General features: G+C 52.4%; 15 protein-coding genes. 4 read left to right on the forward strand and 11 right to left on the reverse strand.

Annotated elements, in window-relative coordinates; all coding sequences use genetic code 11:
- Nucleotides 1-123: 123 nt before the first annotated feature.
- From cysI to lspA, 3 genes are all read right to left on the reverse strand, one after another.
- Nucleotides 124-1,839: an assimilatory sulfite reductase (NADPH) hemoprotein subunit gene (gene cysI, locus NSU01_RS22000; RefSeq protein ID WP_076243295.1), complete on the reverse strand. Its 1,716-nt coding sequence runs from the start codon at nucleotides 1,837-1,839 to the stop codon at nucleotides 124-126.
- 84 nt (nucleotides 1,840-1,923) lie between these two features.
- Nucleotides 1,924-3,795: an assimilatory sulfite reductase (NADPH) flavoprotein subunit gene (locus tag NSU01_RS22005; protein WP_076243397.1), complete on the reverse strand. Its 1,872-nt coding sequence runs from the start codon at nucleotides 3,793-3,795 to the stop codon at nucleotides 1,924-1,926.
- Between the two features lie 238 nt (nucleotides 3,796-4,033).
- The gene (gene lspA, locus NSU01_RS22010; RefSeq protein ID WP_076243296.1) at nucleotides 4,034-4,510 is read right to left on the reverse strand and encodes a signal peptidase II; all 477 of its coding nucleotides are present in this window, start codon (nucleotides 4,508-4,510) and stop codon (nucleotides 4,034-4,036) included.
- Between the two features lie 199 nt (nucleotides 4,511-4,709).
- On the opposite strand from lspA, the gene NSU01_RS22015 reads away from it, so the two are divergent.
- On the forward strand, nucleotides 4,710-5,414 hold the full coding sequence (locus NSU01_RS22015; RefSeq protein WP_076243297.1) for a DUF421 domain-containing protein: 705 nt from the start codon (nucleotides 4,710-4,712) through the stop codon (nucleotides 5,412-5,414).
- 126 nt (nucleotides 5,415-5,540) lie between these two features.
- Here the strand turns inward: NSU01_RS22015 and NSU01_RS22020 are convergent, their stop codons facing one another.
- From NSU01_RS22020 to NSU01_RS22035, 4 genes are all read right to left on the reverse strand, one after another.
- The gene (locus NSU01_RS22020; RefSeq protein WP_042138474.1) at nucleotides 5,541-6,515 is read right to left on the reverse strand and encodes an aldo/keto reductase; all 975 of its coding nucleotides are present in this window, start codon (nucleotides 6,513-6,515) and stop codon (nucleotides 5,541-5,543) included.
- Between the two features lie 222 nt (nucleotides 6,516-6,737).
- The gene (locus tag NSU01_RS22025) at nucleotides 6,738-10,001 is read right to left on the reverse strand and encodes an ATP-binding protein (protein WP_076243298.1); all 3,264 of its coding nucleotides are present in this window, start codon (nucleotides 9,999-10,001) and stop codon (nucleotides 6,738-6,740) included.
- Nucleotides 9,988-10,359: a response regulator gene (locus NSU01_RS22030; RefSeq protein WP_042138476.1), complete on the reverse strand. Its 372-nt coding sequence runs from the start codon at nucleotides 10,357-10,359 to the stop codon at nucleotides 9,988-9,990. Before NSU01_RS22030 ends, NSU01_RS22025 begins: the two co-directional genes overlap by 14 nt.
- 48 nt (nucleotides 10,360-10,407) lie before the next feature.
- A complete protein-coding gene (locus NSU01_RS22035; protein WP_042138478.1) occupies nucleotides 10,408-12,042 on the reverse strand; it encodes a diguanylate cyclase in 1,635 nt (544 codons plus the stop codon).
- A 246-nt stretch (nucleotides 12,043-12,288) separates the two neighbouring features.
- On the opposite strand from NSU01_RS22035, the gene NSU01_RS22040 reads away from it, so the two are divergent.
- Together NSU01_RS22040 and NSU01_RS22045 are read left to right on the forward strand one after the other, a co-directional pair.
- Nucleotides 12,289-12,558 (forward strand): ACT domain-containing protein, encoded by a 270-nt coding sequence (locus NSU01_RS22040; protein WP_039293974.1) that lies wholly within the window; start codon nucleotides 12,289-12,291, stop codon nucleotides 12,556-12,558.
- A gap of 33 nt (nucleotides 12,559-12,591) precedes the next feature.
- The gene (locus NSU01_RS22045) at nucleotides 12,592-13,947 is read left to right on the forward strand and encodes a PFL family protein (protein WP_256703807.1); all 1,356 of its coding nucleotides are present in this window, start codon (nucleotides 12,592-12,594) and stop codon (nucleotides 13,945-13,947) included.
- Nucleotides 13,948-14,066: 119 nt separating this feature from the next.
- Here NSU01_RS22045 and NSU01_RS22050 read toward each other — a convergent pair whose 3' ends face one another.
- The 3 genes from NSU01_RS22050 to NSU01_RS22060 all read right to left on the reverse strand — a co-directional run bounded on the left by NSU01_RS22050 (nucleotide 14,067) and on the right by NSU01_RS22060 (nucleotide 17,289).
- Nucleotides 14,067-14,969, reverse strand: a complete 903-nt coding sequence (locus NSU01_RS22050; protein WP_042141329.1) for a sigma-70 family RNA polymerase sigma factor — start codon at nucleotides 14,967-14,969, stop codon at nucleotides 14,067-14,069.
- A gap of 102 nt (nucleotides 14,970-15,071) precedes the next feature.
- Entirely contained in the window at nucleotides 15,072-15,518 is a 447-nt protein-coding gene (locus NSU01_RS22055; protein WP_076243300.1) for a carboxymuconolactone decarboxylase family protein, read from the reverse strand.
- 316 nt (nucleotides 15,519-15,834) lie between these two features.
- Nucleotides 15,835-17,289: an MFS transporter gene (locus NSU01_RS22060; RefSeq protein ID WP_076243301.1), complete on the reverse strand. Its 1,455-nt coding sequence runs from the start codon at nucleotides 17,287-17,289 to the stop codon at nucleotides 15,835-15,837.
- 174 nt (nucleotides 17,290-17,463) lie between these two features.
- Here NSU01_RS22060 and NSU01_RS22065 point away from each other — a divergent pair, with 174 nt between their 5' ends.
- On the forward strand, nucleotides 17,464-17,907 hold the full coding sequence (locus NSU01_RS22065; RefSeq protein WP_076243302.1) for a MarR family transcriptional regulator: 444 nt from the start codon (nucleotides 17,464-17,466) through the stop codon (nucleotides 17,905-17,907).
- Between the two features lie 148 nt (nucleotides 17,908-18,055).
- Here NSU01_RS22065 and NSU01_RS22070 read toward each other — a convergent pair whose 3' ends face one another.
- Nucleotides 18,056-18,700, reverse strand: a complete 645-nt coding sequence (locus NSU01_RS22070) for a DUF1796 family putative cysteine peptidase (protein WP_076243303.1) — start codon at nucleotides 18,698-18,700, stop codon at nucleotides 18,056-18,058.
- Between the last annotated feature and the right edge of the window lie 45 nt (nucleotides 18,701-18,745).

An 18,745-nucleotide genomic window follows, 5' to 3' on the forward strand; every position in this document is an offset into this window, starting at 1 on the left:
GGTGATACTATACTATATGTGATAATCAGTAGATGGGTATGGTACAACCATACATTTCATAGAAATAATAAAAGAACCTGTCCCTATGTCATTAGGGAACAGGTTCTTTTATTATATGGAAAATTAGTCGTGGAAGTTAAGTCCCGAAGTAACGGCTTTGACATATCCGCTGCGGATCACAAAGTCTCCGAAATGCTCACCGGTACTGCGTTCTTTGGCATAACGGTGAATGATCGGACCGAGAGTGTCCAGAATCTCCTTCTCGTCAATGTTCTCCTTGTACAGCTTGTTCAGCCGGTCTCCGGTAAAGCCGGCACCCAGATACAGATTGTATCTGCCCGGGCCTTTGCCGATGAACGAAATCTCGCCAAGCGCAGGACGGGCGCAGCCATTCGGGCAACCGGTCATGCGGATGATGATCTCTTCATTACGCAGGCCGGCTTCATCAATGATGACTTCCAGCTTATCGAGCAGAAGCGGCAGATATCGCTCAGCCTCCGCCATCGCAAGACCGCAGGTCGGCAGCGCCACGCAGGACATAGCGCTTCTGCGCAGCGCGGAATGATGAGCTCCGTCGGTCAGCCCGTAATGCTTGGCAAGCTCGGCTACCTTGCGTTTCTTCGCATGGCTGACTCCGGCAATGATCAGATTCTGATTCGGCGTCAGGCGGAAATCCCCGCCGTGAATCTTGGCGATCTCCCGCAGGCCTGTCATCAGCGGATACCCCGGGACATCCTGAATCCGTCCGCTCTGGATATACAGCGTCAAATTCCATTTGCCGTCGAAGCCTTTCACCCAGCCGTAGCGGTCGCCGTTGTGGTCGAAATGATATTCACGTGCCGGCTCAAGCGTCCAGCCCAGCCGCTCATGCAGCTCGCCCGTGAACCAGTCCAGACCGTGGCGGTCGATCGTGTACTTGAAGCGGGCGTTCTTGCGGACCGAACGGTTGCCGTAGTCGCGCTGAATGGTGACGGTCTTCTCCGCCAGATCAATCATCTGCTCCGGACGGCAGAAGCCGATAATCCGTCCCAGTTGCGGATATGTGCTGGTATCACCATGCGTCATCCCCATACCGCCGCCGACCGAGACATTGAAGCCGGCCAGCTTCCCGTCTTCCAGAATGGCAATGAAGCCCAGGTCCTGGGAGAATACATCTACATCGTTGGAGGGCGGCACCGCCAGGCCGATCTTGAACTTGCGGGGCAGGTACACAGGCCCGTAAATCGGTTCAACGACCTTGCTGTCCACTACCTTCTCGCCATCCAGCCAGATTTCATGGTAAGCCGCGGTGCGCGGGGCTAAGTGGTCACTGATTTTTCTGGCCCACTCGTTTACCTCGGCATGAACCTCCGACTGATACGGATTGGGGCCGCTCATGACATTGCGGTTGACGTCACCGCAGGCTGCGAGCGTAGTCATCAGCGTATCATTAATTCCCTTGATCGTCTTTTTCAGATTCCACTTGAGTACACCGTGCATTTGAAAAGCCTGTCTTGTTGTAATTCGCAGTGTGCCGTTGCCGTATTTCTGGGCCAGATCGTCCATTACGAGCCATTGCGCCGGTGTCGCCACTCCGCCTGGCGCTACAACACGCAGCATGAACTGGTAAGCAGGCTCCAGCTTGGAGCGTTCACGCTCACTGCGCAAATCCCGGTCATCCTGCATATAACTGCCGTGGAATTTCAGCAGGCGGTTGTCATCCTCCGGCAGCCCTCCGGTGATCGGGTTGCTGAGGGTTTCGACAAGCGCACCCCGCAGATAATTGCTCTCCAGCTTAATATGTTCTACATCACTCGGGGGTCCGCCAATCGGCTTCACCGCTGGTTCATTGTTTGCCACTATTGATCCTCTCCTTCCGCATTGCCTCGCGCTCTTCAAGAATTGTATCGTAAGCCCAGCGGAGATCCCTCCACTGAATATCGTTTAATAGACATCACGCTGATAACGCTGCTCCTGCTGCAGAGTCTCCAGATAAGCGGCTGCCCCTTCCGGGCTCAGTCCGCCTTCCTGCTGGATTACTGTAACCAGCGCTGCGTGTACATCATGGGCCATATGCTTCTCGTCTCCGCATACATAGACATGTGCACCCTCCTGCAGCCAGGTGTACAGCTCCCGGCTCTTCTCCAGAATGCGGTGCTGTACGTAAACTTTCTCGTCCGTATCGCGTGAGAAGGCAACGTCCAGCCTGCTAAGCACACCGTCCTTCAGCATTCTCTGCCAATCCGTCTGGTAGAGGAAGTCTGTGACGAAATGCCGGTCGCCGTAGAACAGCCATGACTTGCCCTGTGCCCCCTGCTCTTCCCGTTCCTCCAGGAAGGAGCGGAACGGGGCGACTCCAGTGCCTGGTCCGATCATGATCACTGGCGTATCCGGATTTGCCGGAAGCTTGAAGTTCGGATTGCTCTGGATGTAGACCGGCAGTGTAGCTCCCGGCTCTGCACGTTCCGCACAATGTACGGAGCAGACCCCGTAGCGTTCACGTCCATGCGACTCATAGCGCACAGCCCGTACCGTGAAGTGCACTTCATCCGGGTTGGCATTGTAGCTGCTGGCAATGGAATACAATCTTGCCGGCAGCTTGCGCAGAATCGTCACGAAGCTGCGGGCCGGAACTTCCCACGGTGCGAAATCCTGAATCAAGTCCAGCAGATCACGCCCATGGATGTAATTCTTCAGCTCCTGCTGCCGGTCCGGGGACAGCAGCTCCTGCAGGGCAGGCGCAGAGTTCAGCTTGGCTGCCTGCTCCAGCAGCGGTTTCGTCAGTACGGTAATTTCATAATGCCGCAGCAATGCTTCATGCAGCGTGCCCTCTTCCCCCTTCTTGTTCAGGGGAACGGATTCACCCGCCTCCCAGCCCATGGCAGCAATGATCTCCTGCACAAGCTGCGGGTGGTTCTCCGGATAGACTCCGAGCGAATCACCCGGCTCAAACGTAATATTCGAACCGGCCAGCGACAGCTCGAGATGGCGGGTCTCACGGTCTGAGCCGCGTCCGTTCAGATTCAGATTCTCCAGCACCTCGGCATGGAACGGATGATTCCGTGAATATGCCGATTCCAGCGATTCTGCGCTCTCGGCTGCCAGTACAGCATCATCCGCGATCGCCGCAGCCTGCTGCGAACCGGAACCGCTTAGCGAGCGGATAACATGCCCGAACCATTCGGCCACAGGCTCATCATAATCGAGATCGCAGTCCGCACGCGGCGTTAAGCGCTGTGCGCCCAGCTCTTCCAGCTTCTGATCGAAATCTTTCCCGGTCTGGCAGAAGAATTCATAGGAAGTGTCGCCGAGTGCAAGTACCGAGTAACGCAGCTGCGGAAGCTGCGGGGCTCTTTTACTGTAGAGAAATTCATGGAAGGCGCGGGCATTATCCGGCGGTTCGCCTTCACCATGGGTGCTGACCAGCAGCAGCAGATTCTCAATCTTCTTCAGTCCATTCGGCTTGAAGCTGTTCATTGCGGCAACCGTAACCTTGAAGCCCTGCTCTTCCAGCTTGCGCGAGAGGCTCGCCGCCAGCCGCTGGCAGTTGCCGGTCTGGGAGCCGAACAATACGGTCACCTCACGGGATACCTCCGGCTGTGGTATTGTGGCTGTGGACATTAACACTCCTGCTGCCGCTTCAGCAGCAAGGGGGAGCACCGCCGGGCCTGCTTGACCGGTGTCTCCCAGCAGAGACAACGCGGATAAATAACCGCTTAACCATACCTGCTGCGAATGGGTCAGCGTCGGCAGCAGCCGGTTCAGAAGCTCAGCCTGGCTCTCATTAAAGGGACTGTTCGTAACTTGTAATTGCAACAATATCGACCTCTCCTTAACGTGCAATCTTCTATCCTCTTAACATCATGAATTCAGGCTAACACATTAATAAGAAACGATCAACGAAGCAGATAACAGGCATTTTATGGTCACAAAGCATAATAAAGGTAAAAAACACACAAAACCCGCCTAAATCATAGTAAAAAGCTCTGATTTAGGCGGGTTCATTACAAATAATGATAACTTGTATTAGATAAAATGATAAACCGGAATAGCCTTAGGACCGCTTTTCTTCCCCTGACCGGGCAGCTTTGTGTCCAAAGTGGTCGACCAGCAGGTAGACTGCAATCAGAATTGCCCCGGCATTAATCGCCAGATCCGCCAGATTGAGAATCCCCCCGCGGTTACCGAATACTAGAAAGTCCGTTACCTGATGGTAGATCACACGGTCAATCGCATTGCCGAGCGCTCCGCCGACCAGAAAACCGCTGGCTGCCTCAAGCAAAGGCCCGCGAATCTTGCCCTGCCGCCGGTAATAGAACACTGCCGCTACAAAAACAACAGCGATTATGGAGAAATACTTTCCGTAGCCCTGAAAGGAGCTGAAGGCTGCCCCGCTATTCTCATAATAGACGAACTGCAGGTGCGGACTCCAGAAGGGAATCCTCTCCCCAAGCTCCATATGAGTGCGGACCAGCCATTTGGCGGCTTGGTCAACCAGCACTACCAATATGGAAATCAGATAAAAAAGCATTTGCCGCCACCTCATCCCCCTGTGATATCATCAGAATGATTTCACTTCTCACCTTCTAGTCTATCACAGGTCGGAGCCGGGAATCATCCTGCCAGCTCCAGCGGACAGGCCGCTGTCCCGGCCAGAAGTTGCTTGTTACACGATATGGTGCATTGGTTAAACACTCTTAGATTCATTCATATCTGGAGGGTGGTAGCCAATGGAGTACGGATCGATATTGGTTAAGCTGATTGCCGGTTTTATCGGACTATGGGCAATGACCCGATTGCTGGGCAAGAAAGAGATTTCCGCCCTGACGCCTTTTGACTTCATTTCTGCAGTTATTCTAGGCGATCTGGTCGGTGACACGATTTACGAGAAGGATCATTCGGTACTGAAGCTGCTGTTTGCGCTAGCCGTCTGGACGGTACTGTCCATCACCTTCGAGAAGATTACCCAACATGTCAGCAAGCTGCGCAAGCCGCTGGAGGGGGAGCCGGAGATTCTCATCCGGGATGGTGCCATTGATCTCCATAAGCTGCGCAAGAACAATCTGGACTTCGAGCAGCTCCGGATGATGCTGCGGGCGAAGGACACCTTTTCTATCAATGAGGTCGCTTATGCGATCTATGAAACGAACGGCTCGCTCAGCATTCTGAAGAAGCCGCAATATGAACCGGTAACCCGGGAAGATCTGGATATTGACGCGAAGGGAGTTTGTCTTCCGCAATGCCTCGTTGAATCCGGCAGCATTCAGCGTCCGGCGCTTGAGAGTCTCGGGAAACACGAAAGCTGGCTGCTGCAGGAGCTGCGGAAGAAGGGTTATCCTGAGCTTACGTCAGTGGCTTATGCCGAACTGAATGAAGAAGGGGAGCTGTGCGTCATCGAAGCCGCCACGCATCAGGCAAAACCCGGTGAATTCTGAACAGCTTCTTAGACCCAAACAGTGAAAAGACTTTAACAAAAAAGGGCCGGACTACCTCCCAAAGGATAGTCCGGCCCTTTTTACTTTAATAACTTGAATTTGTATTGAATTATGGCAATTACAATCTTACCAGGCATAAGCTTCCGGTGCCGGCTTGCCCGGTCCGGGGAAAATCTCGTCCAGCTTCTTCAGCACAGCTTCTTCCAGTACTATCTCCGTAACACGCAGCGAATCCTCGAACTGCTCTATCGTACGCGGCCCGATAATCGGCGCTGTTACAGCCGGATTGGCGAGTACCCAGGCCAGAGCAACCTGATCCTCATGCTCGCCAAGCTCCTTGCAGAGCGCGGAGAATTGCTCCAGCTGGCTGCGGTGCTGCTCCAGCTTGGCCGAGCGGGCGCTGCGCACACCCGTCTTGGACAAGGCGTTGCGGCCGAGCAAGCCTCCGGCCAGCGGACTCCATGGAATGACGCCCAGCCCCAGCTCCTTGGATGCCGGCAGCACTTCAAGCTCCGGTGTCCGTTCCAGCAGGTTATACAAATGCTGCTCGGACACAAGGCCGAGGAAATGGCGTTCTTTGGCCTTAGCCTGCGCAGCGGCGATATGCCAGCCGGCGAAATTGCTGGAGCCGATATAATCAGCTTTGCCCTGGGAGACAAGAATTTCAAATGCGCCCCACAGCTCTTCCCAGGATACATTCCGGTCAATATGATGCATCTGGTAAAGCTCAATATGATCCGTCTGCAGACGTTTCAATGAGCCTTCGAAATGCCGTCTGATCTTATAAGCGGACAAGCCGGAGCCGGAATTGGGTCCGTCCTGCTCGTCGAACATGTCATTGTACACCTTGGTGGCCAGCACAACCTTCTCGCGCCGTCCGTCCCCCTGCTGAAACCAGCGGCCGATAATTTCCTCGGTCCAGCCGCGGCGGTCCTGGCCGCCGTACACATTGGCCGTATCGAAGAAATTGATTCCCGCATCCAATGCGGCATCCATAATCCTGAACGCTTCCTTCTCCTCGGTTTCCGGCCCGAAATTCATCGTGCCCAGACATAATTGACTGACCTTCAAACCGGATTTACCCAAATAGCTGTACTTCATCGCATTTCCTCCCATTCATTTCGGTTAGGTTGTCTGCATCGGGTCTAATATAATCCTTAGAGTAGGCTCTAAGGCAAGCTTTTTGTTGAACAAACTTCAAAATGCAGTATGACTGGGCCGGACAAAAAATAAGCCCTCCGCGAAGAAGGACTTGTTCAATGAATATATATAATCAGCTTAAGATTGCATTCACTCTATATAACTATGTTCTCTATTATACGCCTACTGCTCAGTTCCCCCGCTGTCCGGGAAAAGAACCTCACCCGTCTTCAGCTCGATTTGCACAATATCCTGCAAGGTATTCGACAGCTCGCCCGGCGGATACGGTTTGGTCAGATATTTCTGCACTTTATCCATCATGCTCTTATCTTCCTTATCCAGCGCCGAGGAGATGACAATCGGCACATTCTCCGTGCGGGGATCATTCTTCAGCATACGGATCAGATCCCAGCCGTCCAGCTCTTCGCCGAGCATCAGATCCACGACGATAGCTACAAAAGGCGTCTTCACCGCCTGATCAAATGCCTTTTGCGGATGATAGTGGTGAGTCACTCTGAAGCCTTTGCCCTTAAGCTCCTCAGAGAGCAGCAGGGACAGGCTGTAATCGTCCTCGACGATCATCACATTCGGCTTCTGCTCCTTGTCGGCACTCCATTTATGCGGCTCCTCTTCATGACGGCTGCTCTCCGCATGGAGGACCGGCAGGCTGAACCACACCGTGGTGCCTTCCCCTTCAACCGAATCAATTCCGATCATACCCTTCTGCTTCTCAATGATCTCCTTGCAGATCGCAAGTCCGAGACCCGTTCCGCCAATCCGCTTGGATGCACTGTTATCCACCCGGCGGAATTTCTGGAACAGCTGTCCGATCTGATTCTTCGGAATCCCGAGTCCATGGTCCTGAATCCGGACCATAACCGAATCCCGCTCATTATGCAGCGTTACCTTAATCTCATTGCTGCCTGGAGAGAACTTGATGGCGTTGCTCAGCAGGTTGGTCAGCACCTGGATAATCTTGTCCTTATCCACCTCGACCTCGGCGTTCAGCGCCTCATCCTCCAGAAGGATATGGTGGGTACCGCTAAGCTTGTACTGGTCAATTACACTTAGAACGGTCTCGCTGAGATTGACCGGCTCTGCATTGTACAGCTGTGTGCCGGATTCCATGCGCTGCAGGTCAAGGAAATCATTGATCAGCTCGGTCAGACGTTTGGCTTCTTTATGAATCGTTTCCAGATATTTCAGCTGCTTCTCCGGCTTCATTGTCTTGGATAACAGCAGCTCGGTGAAGCCCAGAACACTGGACAGCGGTGTCCGCAGCTCATGGCTGACGGTACTGACCAGCTCCGACTTCATCAGATCCAGCTCGTATTCACGGGTGATATCCCGGTGTACAAACAGAGTTCCCACCCGCGCTTCGCGGCGGAACACGGGAATCGCATAGACGTCGACATGCTTCATCGCTTCCTTGCCCAGGGAATACTTCATCGTGCTGGAATCCACGGAGTGCAAGGACATCGCTTTCTGATAGAACTGCCCCATCTCTTCCGATTCATTAACGCGCTCTATGAAGTGGTCCATCCAGCGCTCTTTGGGAATCAGCATCCCCTCGGTCCATTCATCATAGTCGAACAATTGGCTGAGAGCCTTGTTGATGTGCTGGATGACGCCTTCCGTGTTGACGAACTGGATGCCTTCATTGACATTGTTGACAATATCCCGGTTCAGCTTGCGGCCATTCTCGATTTCCTCATACATGAACAAACGCTCGATGGCCAGCGCCACCCGGTTCATCATCCCTTGAATTTCGCTGATTTCCTCTTCGGTGAAGGAATGCCCGATTCGTGTACCGCAGAAGATCGCCAGGATCTCATCCTCGGCATTGACTACAGTTGTATAGAAATCATAGCAGTAAACTTCTTTGGCGGAGATCCCCTGCTCTCTCGGGACTCCGGTCCGTTTCACAATATAGGACTTCTCCGTGCTCATCCGGTATAACATATCTTTGTTGTTTGCATCAATATAGCGCTCCACATTCTCCTGCGGAACCCCTTTGACCACCGATATCTTATCTTTGACCAGCAGAAAAAGACTGCTGTCGAACGAGTACAGCCGGTTCATGAACCTGCTGAATTTCTCGGCAAATTCCTGCTTGTCCAGCGTGTAGGTAATTTCATGATTGAGCTGGTTGTTAAGCTCCAGCATGATGGTGGTCTGCTCCGTGCTTTTCAGCGTCTCGGCCAGCTCCTGCTGGACACTCTTCATGGAGGTAATGTTGTTGGCAATCAGAATGTACTGGTAAATCTGACCCTCATCATTCAGATACGGCATGACCGTCAGCTGGAGCCAGACAGCAGAACCATCTTTTGCCACAATCTGCGACTCATCGCTCCATACACCGCCAGTCGACAGCTTGCGTATAATCTGCTCCATCGAAGTATCCGAAATATTATGCAGCTCAAACAAACGGAAGGTGTATCCGACAATCTCGGCGTTCTTGTAGCCGGTGTAGACGCTAATGTTATCATTGGCATACGTGAATACGCCCTTGCTGGACAGAATGGCTACGGCGGAGGTCTGGTTCAGCGCCTTCATCATACTTTCGATTTCGCTGAGTGAACGCTCCAGCTTGAACTGCTGATCCTGCAGCTCATCCTGCTGGGCATGCAGCTCTTCATTCTGCATCATCAGCTCTTCTTCTTTATCCTGGATACTCCGGGCCATATTAAGGAAGGCCTCATAAAGGCGGCCGATCTCATCCTGCTTATGCAGCTTACCGAGCAGAACAGCCTCGCCTGCCGCCAGCGAATTCGTTGCTTCTTCCAGCTTAACAATCGGATCAAGCACCACTCTAAGCATCCGCCAGATCATCAGGGTGAAGAATAACAGCAGTACAGCGCTGAGCCCGAAGGCGATAAATGTGAAGGTATCCGCCTGCCTGATGGACTGAGAAGCCATGGCGTTCAGCTTGCTGTCCGAGCTTGTTTTGAACTCTTGGGTATAGGCCAGAAATTCATTCAGAGCCTGGGTGCTGCCGCCTTGAGAGAGATTGCGGATACCGGTATAATCATCGTTCTCCACCAGCCGGATCGCTTCAGGAAGGGTCTTGGTTTTGTACTGCTCATAGAATAACTTCAGATCATCCCGGTATTGCGCTTCTTCAGGCGACAGATTCAGAGCCGAATATTGCTCCAGAATTCCGTCAAGGCCCGTGAGTGCAGCATTCAGCAGCTTAAGCTCACCGTCGCTTTTGAGGGCAACATAACCTCTGGCCCGGAAAAAGACATCATTCAGCGTCGCCGCCAGCTCATTGATGGTCTCAGTCTTATGCTGCAATACACCGCGGTCATGCTTCAGCTTGTCCTGCTGGTTATTGATGTAGAAGAACAGGCCAATACCAGATAACATAATTGCAATAAACAGGATAAAGATAATCCGGAAATACTTGGTTTTGATGCTCACATCCGCAAGCTTATGGTTTCTCACTAAGAATGCCCTCCACGATCTGCAGCAGCTCCATCGGGCTGAACGGTTTAGGCATGAAATAACGCGCTCCGGCTTCCCTCGCCCTGTTACGGTCCATTTCCTGTGCTTTGGCTGTCAGCATCATAATAGGGGTCTTGTTCTTCAGCTCTTCATTCAGCTCACCGAGCACTTCAATTCCGGTCATTTCCGGCATCATATAGTCCAGAATCACGAGATCATAGGGGTCTGAAGTAAGCCGCGTTAGCGCCTCAACCCCATTCTCGGCGGTATGAATCTCTACGTCCTCCAGATCCTCCAGCGTATCTTCAATCAGCATGCGCAGTACATCTTCGTCGTCCACAATCAGTATTTTTTGCATAAACACTCACTCTCACTTTCAGTTCATCCACGGCTGGATACATTGCTATTAGAACAAGAATCTGTGGGCCAGGCGCTCAATCCGGGACAGCAGCTCCGGCACATGAAACGGCTTAATCACATAATCGTCCGCCCCCAGCTGCAGGGCATGGATAATATCGCGCTGATTATTGCGGCCTGTCAGCATAATCACCAGGATGTTCACTTCAGGATAGCCGCTGCGGATCTTCTCCAGAACCTCAAGCCCGTCGAGGCCGGGCATCACCCCGTCCAGCAGAATAATGTACTTCTCCTCCGGAACATACCAGTCCGATTTCAGAAAAAGCTCGCCGTCGGCATAACTGTTCACTTTCATTCCGGCGATATTCCCCGGCTCCCAGGAGGCGAAATTGCCGGTAATAATTCTGCGGATCAGCGGATCATCATCAACAATAATTACATTGAGTACCGTTTCCCTCTGGCCCGTTAACATTCCCTCGCTGTACAAGGTTGTCTGGTTTCGTCCGCTATACTTGCTGGAATACAAAGCCTGGTCTGCCTCGTCAATTAGTTTATCGGTATCCTGCTGCCGTTCGCTTATCTCTGTAATGCCGCAGGAGAAGGTAACATGGAAGTTTTCCCGTTTGGCACAGAATTCCCTGGAAGCGAATTTCTCCTGAATCCGTTCAATGACAAGCAGCGCTGAGTCCGCAGAGGTATTTGGCATGAACAGGGCGAATTCCTCTCCCCCGTAGCGGCACAGTGTATCCTCCGTACGAATTGAATCTCTGACCAGCTCCGAAAAAGTCTGCAGGACCTCGTCCCCCACAAGATGACCATACGTATCGTTGACATGCTTAAAGTAATCCAGATCCAGCAGCGCGAGCGAGAACGTCCGGCCCGTCCGTCTGAAGTCAGATGAGAGCATCTTCAGGGTCTGATTGAAATATTTCCGGTTAAAAGCACCCGTCAGCTCATCTACAATGATGGACTCCTGCCATTCTTTTTTCAGTTCAAACCGGTTCTTGATCAGCACCAGGAACAGGTCGATATCCACCGGCTTCCGGATGTAATCCATCACACCGAGCGAATAGGCATATTTCTGGACTTCCTTGGAGTGTTCACCGCTGATGATAATGATCGGAATCCGCTCTTTTTTGGCTTTGCCGATAATCTGGTTGAGCACATCAATCCCGCTGCGGTCCGGCAGCAGAATATCCAGCAGAATTAAATCCGGCTTGGTCTCATAAAAAATCTTAAGTCCGCGTTCAGCGGACAGGGCAATGCTTACATAGTATGACTGCTTCTCCAGCGACTCGCGCAAAAAAGCCACCAGCTCCACATCATCGTCAATGACCAGAATTTCGTACTGCTGGTGGGTGCTGCCATGGGACAACGCAATTCCCGGAATCTGGGGAGGCACTGCACCTGTAATTTCAGGCTCATCAAACAGCTCCAGCAGCGGATATAAATAGTCCCCCCACTCGGCTTCCGTCCAGCTTCTATGGTTATCATCCGAGAAATAGAGCAGAGAATTGCCGGAGAACGCCTCCACCGCGTCAAGGCCCACTGTCCCGGAAGTGCCTTTTAAATTATGCAGAAAGCGATAGATATCCCTTTCCTCAACTGCCGGCTGCTGCGACCACTTCTGCAAGGTTTGTCTGGTTCGCTGTTCAACCAGCTCTTTATATTTTCTCGTTGTCATAATAGCTCCTTCAGTTCGTTCCTTCATATCAATAGTTCATTCAAACCTTCAATTAATCATATTTTTAAGGCGGTGTCAATTTTAATCTGTTTTTGTCGAATTGCAAGCTCAAATCTCTGATCAGCCCTACAAAAAAGCTTTGGTTGATAACCTTCTATTCATTTGACATAATAATTGAAACCGTTCATTCCGTTAAAGCGGCAGCGGGCGGAGAAAACAGAGGAATCTATAATAGGAGGCTTTCAATTGAAGGGGATTATTACGGTACTGGGAAAAGACAAAGTAGGAATTATTGCCAAAGTATGTACATACCTCGCAGAACACAATCTGAATATTCTGGATATTTCCCAGACGATTGTGCAGGACTATTTCAATATGATGATGATTGTGGACATTTCCGCACCCTCTAAGTCCTTCGAGGAAATTGCACGGGATCTGCAGCATGTCGGTGAGGACATCGGTGTGGAAATCAAGCTTCAGCATGAAGATATCTTCAATATTATGCACCGGATCTAGCCGGGCGGCAAAGAGAGGAACAACCATACTATGATCTCAATTGGAGAAGTGCAGGAAACCAATAAAATGATCCGGGAAATGAACCTGGACGTGCGTACGATTACCATGGGCATCAGTCTGATGGACTGCGCGCATACGGATATGAAGATCTTTAACCGCAATGTGTATGACAAAATTACCCGTTCCGCCGAAAAGCTCGTGAAGACGGGTGAAGATCTGGAGCGTCAATTCGGCGTGCCGATTGTGAACAAGCGTATTTCCGTAACTCCGATCTCAATTGCTGCCGGCGCCGTACATACCGATACTTATGTTCCTGTAGCAAAGATTCTCGACAAGGCGGCCAAGGAGGTTGGCGTCAACTTTATCGGCGGTTACTCCGCACTGGTTCAGAAAGGCTGTACCAAAGGCGACCGGATTCTGATCGACAGCATCCCGGAAGCGCTGGCAGTGACGGAACGTGTCTGCTCCTCCGTGAATGTCGGCTCCTCGCGCAGCGGCATCAACATGGACGCCGTGAAGCTGATGGGCGATATTATCATCCAGACTGCACAGCGCACGAAAGACCGCGATTCCATCGGCTGCGCCAAGCTGGTCGTCTTCTGTAACGCCGTTGAGGATAACCCGTTCATGGCCGGAGCCTTCCACGGTGTCGGCGAACGGGAATGTGTCATTAATGTAGGCGTCAGCGGTCCCGGCGTAATCAAGCGGGCGCTGGAAGAGGTGAAGGGACAGGACTTCGAGACGCTGTGCGAGACCATTAAGCGTACCGCCTTCAAGGTTACCCGCGTCGGGCAGCTCGTTGCCCAGGAAGCCTCCAAACGGCTGAATGTGCCCTTCGGCATCATCGATCTGTCGCTGGCTCCTACACCTGAAATCGGCGACTCCATCGCCGAGATCTTTCAGGTCATGGGTCTTGAAGAAGCTGGAGCTCCCGGCACCACGGCTGCGCTGGCCATTCTTAACGACAATGTCAAAAAAGGCGGGGTCATGGCCTCCTCCTATGTCGGCGGCTTAAGCGGCGCGTTCATCCCGGTCAGTGAAGACCACGGCATGATCCAGGCTGTTCAGCGCGGTGCACTGACGCTGGAGAAGCTCGAAGCAATGACTTGCGTGTGCTCCGTCGGCCTCGACATGATTGCCATTCCGGGCAGCACCAGCAAGGAGACCATCTCGGGTATCATCGCCGATGAAGCGGCGATCGGCATGGTCAATAACAAGACAACCGCGGTCCGCGTCATTCCGGTTATCGGCAAGGAAGTCGGCGAAATGGTTGAGTTCGGCGGCCTGCTGGGTTATGCACCGGTCATGGCGGTCAACCCGTTCAATTGTGCAGGCTTCGTTAACCGCGGCGGACGTATTCCGGCGCCGATCCACAGCTTCAAGAACTAGTACACCCTAATAGAGACAGGACGGCTGATTGAGCACCGCCCTTAAGAACTTAAGAACATAAAGACCCGTTACCTCTCCCGGCAGGGATGGATAACGGGTCTTTATGTTCTGCCCCCGGATTAACTCCGCGGCGTCTCCGGATGAACTGTAATACGGCTCATTTTGGCCGGGTCCATCATTAGGTAGATGTTCTGGATCTGCTCGCCGCTCCGGTCCGGAATCAGACAGATCACTCCTTTGATCTCCCCCTGATGGGTGAAGATCAGGCCTGGCTCGCCATTGACTATTCCATAATGCTGTTCCCATTCCCGCAGATAATGCATCACCCTGCGTGAGGTCAGCAGCGCCAGCACGCCTTTGCGGCCGGTCATCGGCCGGAGAATCGTATGCACTTCCTGTCCGCCGCCGTCAGCAACCAGCACAGGATGTTCCCCCAGCAGCTTCAGCATGCCGCCGACATCATAAGAGGTGAATGCGGCAGTGAAGCTCCGCAGCAGATTCTCTTTGACAGCTCCGTAACCGGGAGAAGGGGAAGGCGATGTAGCCGCACGCTCCGCCTGCAGTGTGCGCTTCGCCCGGCTGAAGATCTGCCGGCAGTTGCTCTCCGTCTTGCCCACCATCCCGGCAATTTCCTCGTAGTCGTACTGGAATGCCTCACGCAGCACAAATACGGCCCGCTCCGTTGGCGCCAGACGTTCCAGCAGCACCAGAAAAGCATACGATAGGCTATCCTTCCGCTCCGCCTCCGCTTCCGGACCATCATACCCTGTGCTGACCGGCTCCGGCAGCCACTCTCCGATATAGGTCTCTCTCCGGCTCCGCGCAGAATTCAGCATATTCAGGCAGCGGTTGGTTACGCCCTTGGCCACATAGGCTTTGATATTCTGGATACCGCTCCGGTCCCGGCGCTGGAGCTCAGCAAACGTATCCTGAACAGCATCCTCCGCATCCGCAACCACACCTAACATCCGGTAGGCAATGGAGAATGCATAACCTTTATAATTCTGATACAGCTCCTCCATACCTAAACTCTCCGCAGACGGACTCTCAGCCTCTATGCCTTCTTTATCCCGGACCTCCACGCGCTGCCCCTCCTTCACCCTTACGGCTATCTTAATTCAAGCTCAGTTGAAGCATCCGGGGAACATCCCCGTGGTAATGGCAATCCGGTTCCAGCTGTTGATCGTATTGATCGCCATAATCCAGTCTACCAGTTCCTCTTCGCTGAAATGCTCCAGTACCTTGTGATACAGCTCCGGCGGAACACCTGCCTGGCTGATCTGGGTTACATGCTCGGCGAATTCCAGCAGCACCCGTTCTTTATCAGTGAATATCGGCGCTTCACGCCAGACACTCAGCAGCAGAATATGATCGGCATAGTTGCCCAGCTTCATCAGATCCTTGGCATGCATATCCAGACAGAACGCACAGCCGTTAATTTGGGAGACCCGTATTTTGACCAGTTCATACAGTACTTTATCCTTGCTGCGGCTTCCTGCATGCTGCTCCAGTATCATCATTGCCCGGAAAGCCGGCGCGTTAACCTCACGATAATTCATTCTCAGACTCATGTCCAATCGCCTCCATTAATGTTCTACATTACTGTAGACAAGACGGGGCTGTGGTTTGTGACAGATATCTAAATGTTATTTTGGATTACACCCGGTCAAGTTCAATCAAAATAGCATTAATGTTGTACATATTGCAACTTAGACACATAGAAATCTGTGTGTTTGGTAGGATTGTTGCAGAAAATACAGGAATTTTCGCACTAAGCAGCTTGGAAGAAGAAAATTGCTGCCATTTGTACAACAATTATGGATTATGGCCGAGATTATGAGGGAAATGTTGTATTTTGTGCAGGATTCTAAAGAGGAGTAGTCAGCTTCACGCGTTCAACCTCTTAGCCCTGCGGGACGAGAACAGCCGCCAGCCTGTCAGCAGCGCCGATAACAGACAGATGGAAGACGAGGTCATGAAGACAACATGCATCCCCGAGAGGAAAATATCCGGTCGTCCTTCAATCAGTCCGGTCACCCGGTAGCCTGCCCTGCTGCTCATCACGTTGAACAGGATGGACGTAGCAACAGTGATTCCCACGACCATCCCTACATTGCGGACCAGCGAATTCACACTGCCTGCGGAGCCAAGCTGGGTACGCGGCACGGTCGACATCACAAGTGAATTGTTCGGCGAGCCGAACAAACCGCTGCCGATTCCGAGCATGGCAATCCATACGCCGACCAGCAGAACCGGACTGCCTTCATGCAGCCGGGCCAGCCCGAACTGGGCAATGACCATAACAATCAGCCCGGCAAAGGTCAGCAGCTCTGAACCAATCTTATCGGACAACGCCCCGCTAAGCGGCGCAATAATGACCATGGAGATCGGGAAGAGCATCAGCAGGAAGCCTGCACTGAAGGGTGACATATTCAGCATATTCTGTGCGTAGAACGGCGCGATAATGTTGAAGCAGAAGTTGGAGACAAATACCAGAAATGCACAGAAAATACTCAGTGAGAACAGCGGATTCTTAAACAGCGACAGCTGGAGCAGCGGCTGCTTGCGGCGCAGCTCCACCATCACAAAAGCAATAAAGGTTATAGCAGCCGCGATCAGGGAGGCCAGAATCCGGTTATCCCTGTACCCAAGCTGCTGGCCAAGCAGCAGTCCGGCGAATAAAGTAACAATAAAGACAGCAAACAGCATGCTGCCGGGAAGATCGATTCTGGACTTCACCCGGACCAGATCCTTCGGCAGCACCTTCCAGCCGAGCATAATCGCAATCAGTCCAATCGGAACATTTACCCAGAAAATATATTCCCAGCCCATAGTGGAAACAATGATCCCCCCGAGACTTGGCCCGGCTATACTGCCCAGTGATACGAAGGTCCCGATCAGCCCCAATGCCTTGCCCCGTTCGGTGGACGGGAAAATATCCGTAACAATCCCCTGGCTGTTCGCCATAGTCATCGAAGCGCCGACCGCCTGAACCACGCGCGCCGCAATCAGCAGCGGCAGACTGTGGCTTAGACCGCAGAGCAGGGAGCCGGCGGTGAATATAATCATGCCTAATTTAAAAATCCTGATCTTCCCGGCAATATCGCCCAGCTTCCCGAAGAACAGGATGACAGTGCAGATGGCCATCAAATATCCGGTAGTCACCCATTCTACTTGAGCAACCGGCAGCTGCAGCTCCTTCACCAGCACCGGCAGCGCAATATTCACAATACTTCCGTCCAGTGTTGACATAAATGTAAATAAATTCAGGACGATCAGAATAATCCAGCGTTTCCTCTGAATCACTGCATCCTCCTGGTATGTAGCACCTATACTGCTCATCTGCAAACACCCTCTTGCGTCATATTTCAAAACTAGTTGCATGCGCAACAAAACAGCCAATCCCAGTGTACTGCAAATTAGTTGCGCACGCAACCATATTGTTGTAGTATTTGAGGCAGACGATATTCCAGGTTATCCGGAAGACGTCATTATCCCCTGAAGAGGTGTCCGCCTGTGACTTCAAACAAAGAACCGATCGGCAAGCTGATCTCCCATCTGCACCGCCAGAATCAAAAAATCCTGGCCAAAGAGCTGTTGCCCTATGGTATCGGCAGCGGAGGGCAGCATAGCTTTCTTAAGCTGATTCTGAGCCACCCGGGGATCACACAGGATCAGATGACCAGTGAAATAAAATGTGATAAAGCCACCACCGCCCGCTCCGTGAAACATCTGGAGGCCTCGGGATATATCGAACGCCGGACCGATCCCAGGGACCGCCGCTCCTCCCTGCTCTACCCGACGGCCAAAGCGCTCGAATTCGCCCCGGTATTCCAGTCACTGTTAAATGATTTCAACCGCAAGCTGTCTGCGGATTTAACCGGGGAAGAAATCGACACTCTGATTACTTTGCTCCATAAGGTCACGCGGAATTCAGAGCTGCTGAACGGGCAGAATTGACAGCAGCTTCTCCAGCGGCTGTGCAAGTTATCCAGCTCAGGTTAAATAGGATGTTATTATCCGTAAAACACAGCAGAGCAGCGGCTCTCCCGTCTTCCAGGGAGCCGCTGCTCTGCTGTTCGCTTATATTATAGTCTGCTTATAATCCCTACAGCAGATATATACCGTCCAGAATATAATTCCAGCTCTCCGCATCCCCCGCACGGTTCGGAATTCCCAGAGACGCAATACCGGGCAGCGGCCAGTCACGGTCGAGCACGGACTCCAGTCCATCGACACCGTTTACAATCAGAATATGGAAATCCCCGCCGGTTAAGGTGCGCAGCACTGTCTGAAGCTCACAGGCTTCCTCATACGTGCTCCCCCAGCGGATAAACAGCGCCTTCCGGCTCATCAGCAGGGTGTCCAGCAGGCGCTGGGAACGCATATTAATTTTTTGCTTGAAATCCGGGTAGACGTGGCTCCACTCCAGCCCCTCCAGCACCGGAAAGTCATGCACTGAAATTACATTATAATGAAAGTCCTTCACAAAATAGGATTTGACCGGCTGGACGACTTCATTGTCCACAAACACATCATTGCCATCGATCACACCCATATTCGGAAGCTCCATATACCCCGAGAAACGCTGGCCCAGCAGCCGGTTCACATCCGTAAGCGATAACGACACCACCCAGTCCAGCGGCGAAGAAAATACCCGGAGGCCTCTGCGGCGCAAATGGGCTGCAGGCTCGCATGAGCTTCCCAGACTGACAATGCAATCATATCCTCCCCTGATTTCCTCAAATTTCATCCGCGCTCACCTCTCACCCTTATTTCTATATTAAATGCCGCCGGT

The sequence above is a fragment of the Paenibacillus sp. FSL H8-0259 genome, from assembly GCF_037963255.1.
In the GTDB taxonomy this organism is placed as follows: domain Bacteria; phylum Bacillota; class Bacilli; order Paenibacillales; family Paenibacillaceae; genus Paenibacillus_AQ; species Paenibacillus_AQ phytohabitans.

Bases quoted from the DNA above. Each gene is read 5' to 3' on its own strand.
- NSU01_RS22055 (WP_076243300.1), bottom strand. From the start codon at position 15,518: ATGAGTCTGAGAATGAATTATCGTGAGGTTAACGCGCCGGCTTTCCGG.
- NSU01_RS22035 (WP_042138478.1), bottom strand. From the start codon at position 12,042: ATGACAACGAGAAAATATAAAGAGCTGGTTGAACAGCGAACCAGACAA.
- NSU01_RS22015 (WP_076243297.1), top strand. From the start codon at position 4,710: ATGGAGTACGGATCGATATTGGTTAAGCTGATTGCCGGTTTTATCGGA.
- NSU01_RS22060 (WP_076243301.1), bottom strand. From the start codon at position 17,289: ATGAGCAGTATAGGTGCTACATACCAGGAGGATGCAGTGATTCAGAGG.
- lspA (WP_076243296.1), bottom strand. From the start codon at position 4,510: ATGCTTTTTTATCTGATTTCCATATTGGTAGTGCTGGTTGACCAAGCC.
- NSU01_RS22070 (WP_076243303.1), bottom strand. From the start codon at position 18,700: ATGAAATTTGAGGAAATCAGGGGAGGATATGATTGCATTGTCAGTCTG.
- NSU01_RS22050 (WP_042141329.1), bottom strand. From the start codon at position 14,969: ATGGAGGAGCTGTATCAGAATTATAAAGGTTATGCATTCTCCATTGCC.
- NSU01_RS22030 (WP_042138476.1), bottom strand. From the start codon at position 10,359: ATGCAAAAAATACTGATTGTGGACGACGAAGATGTACTGCGCATGCTG.
- NSU01_RS22020 (WP_042138474.1), bottom strand. From the start codon at position 6,515: ATGAAGTACAGCTATTTGGGTAAATCCGGTTTGAAGGTCAGTCAATTA.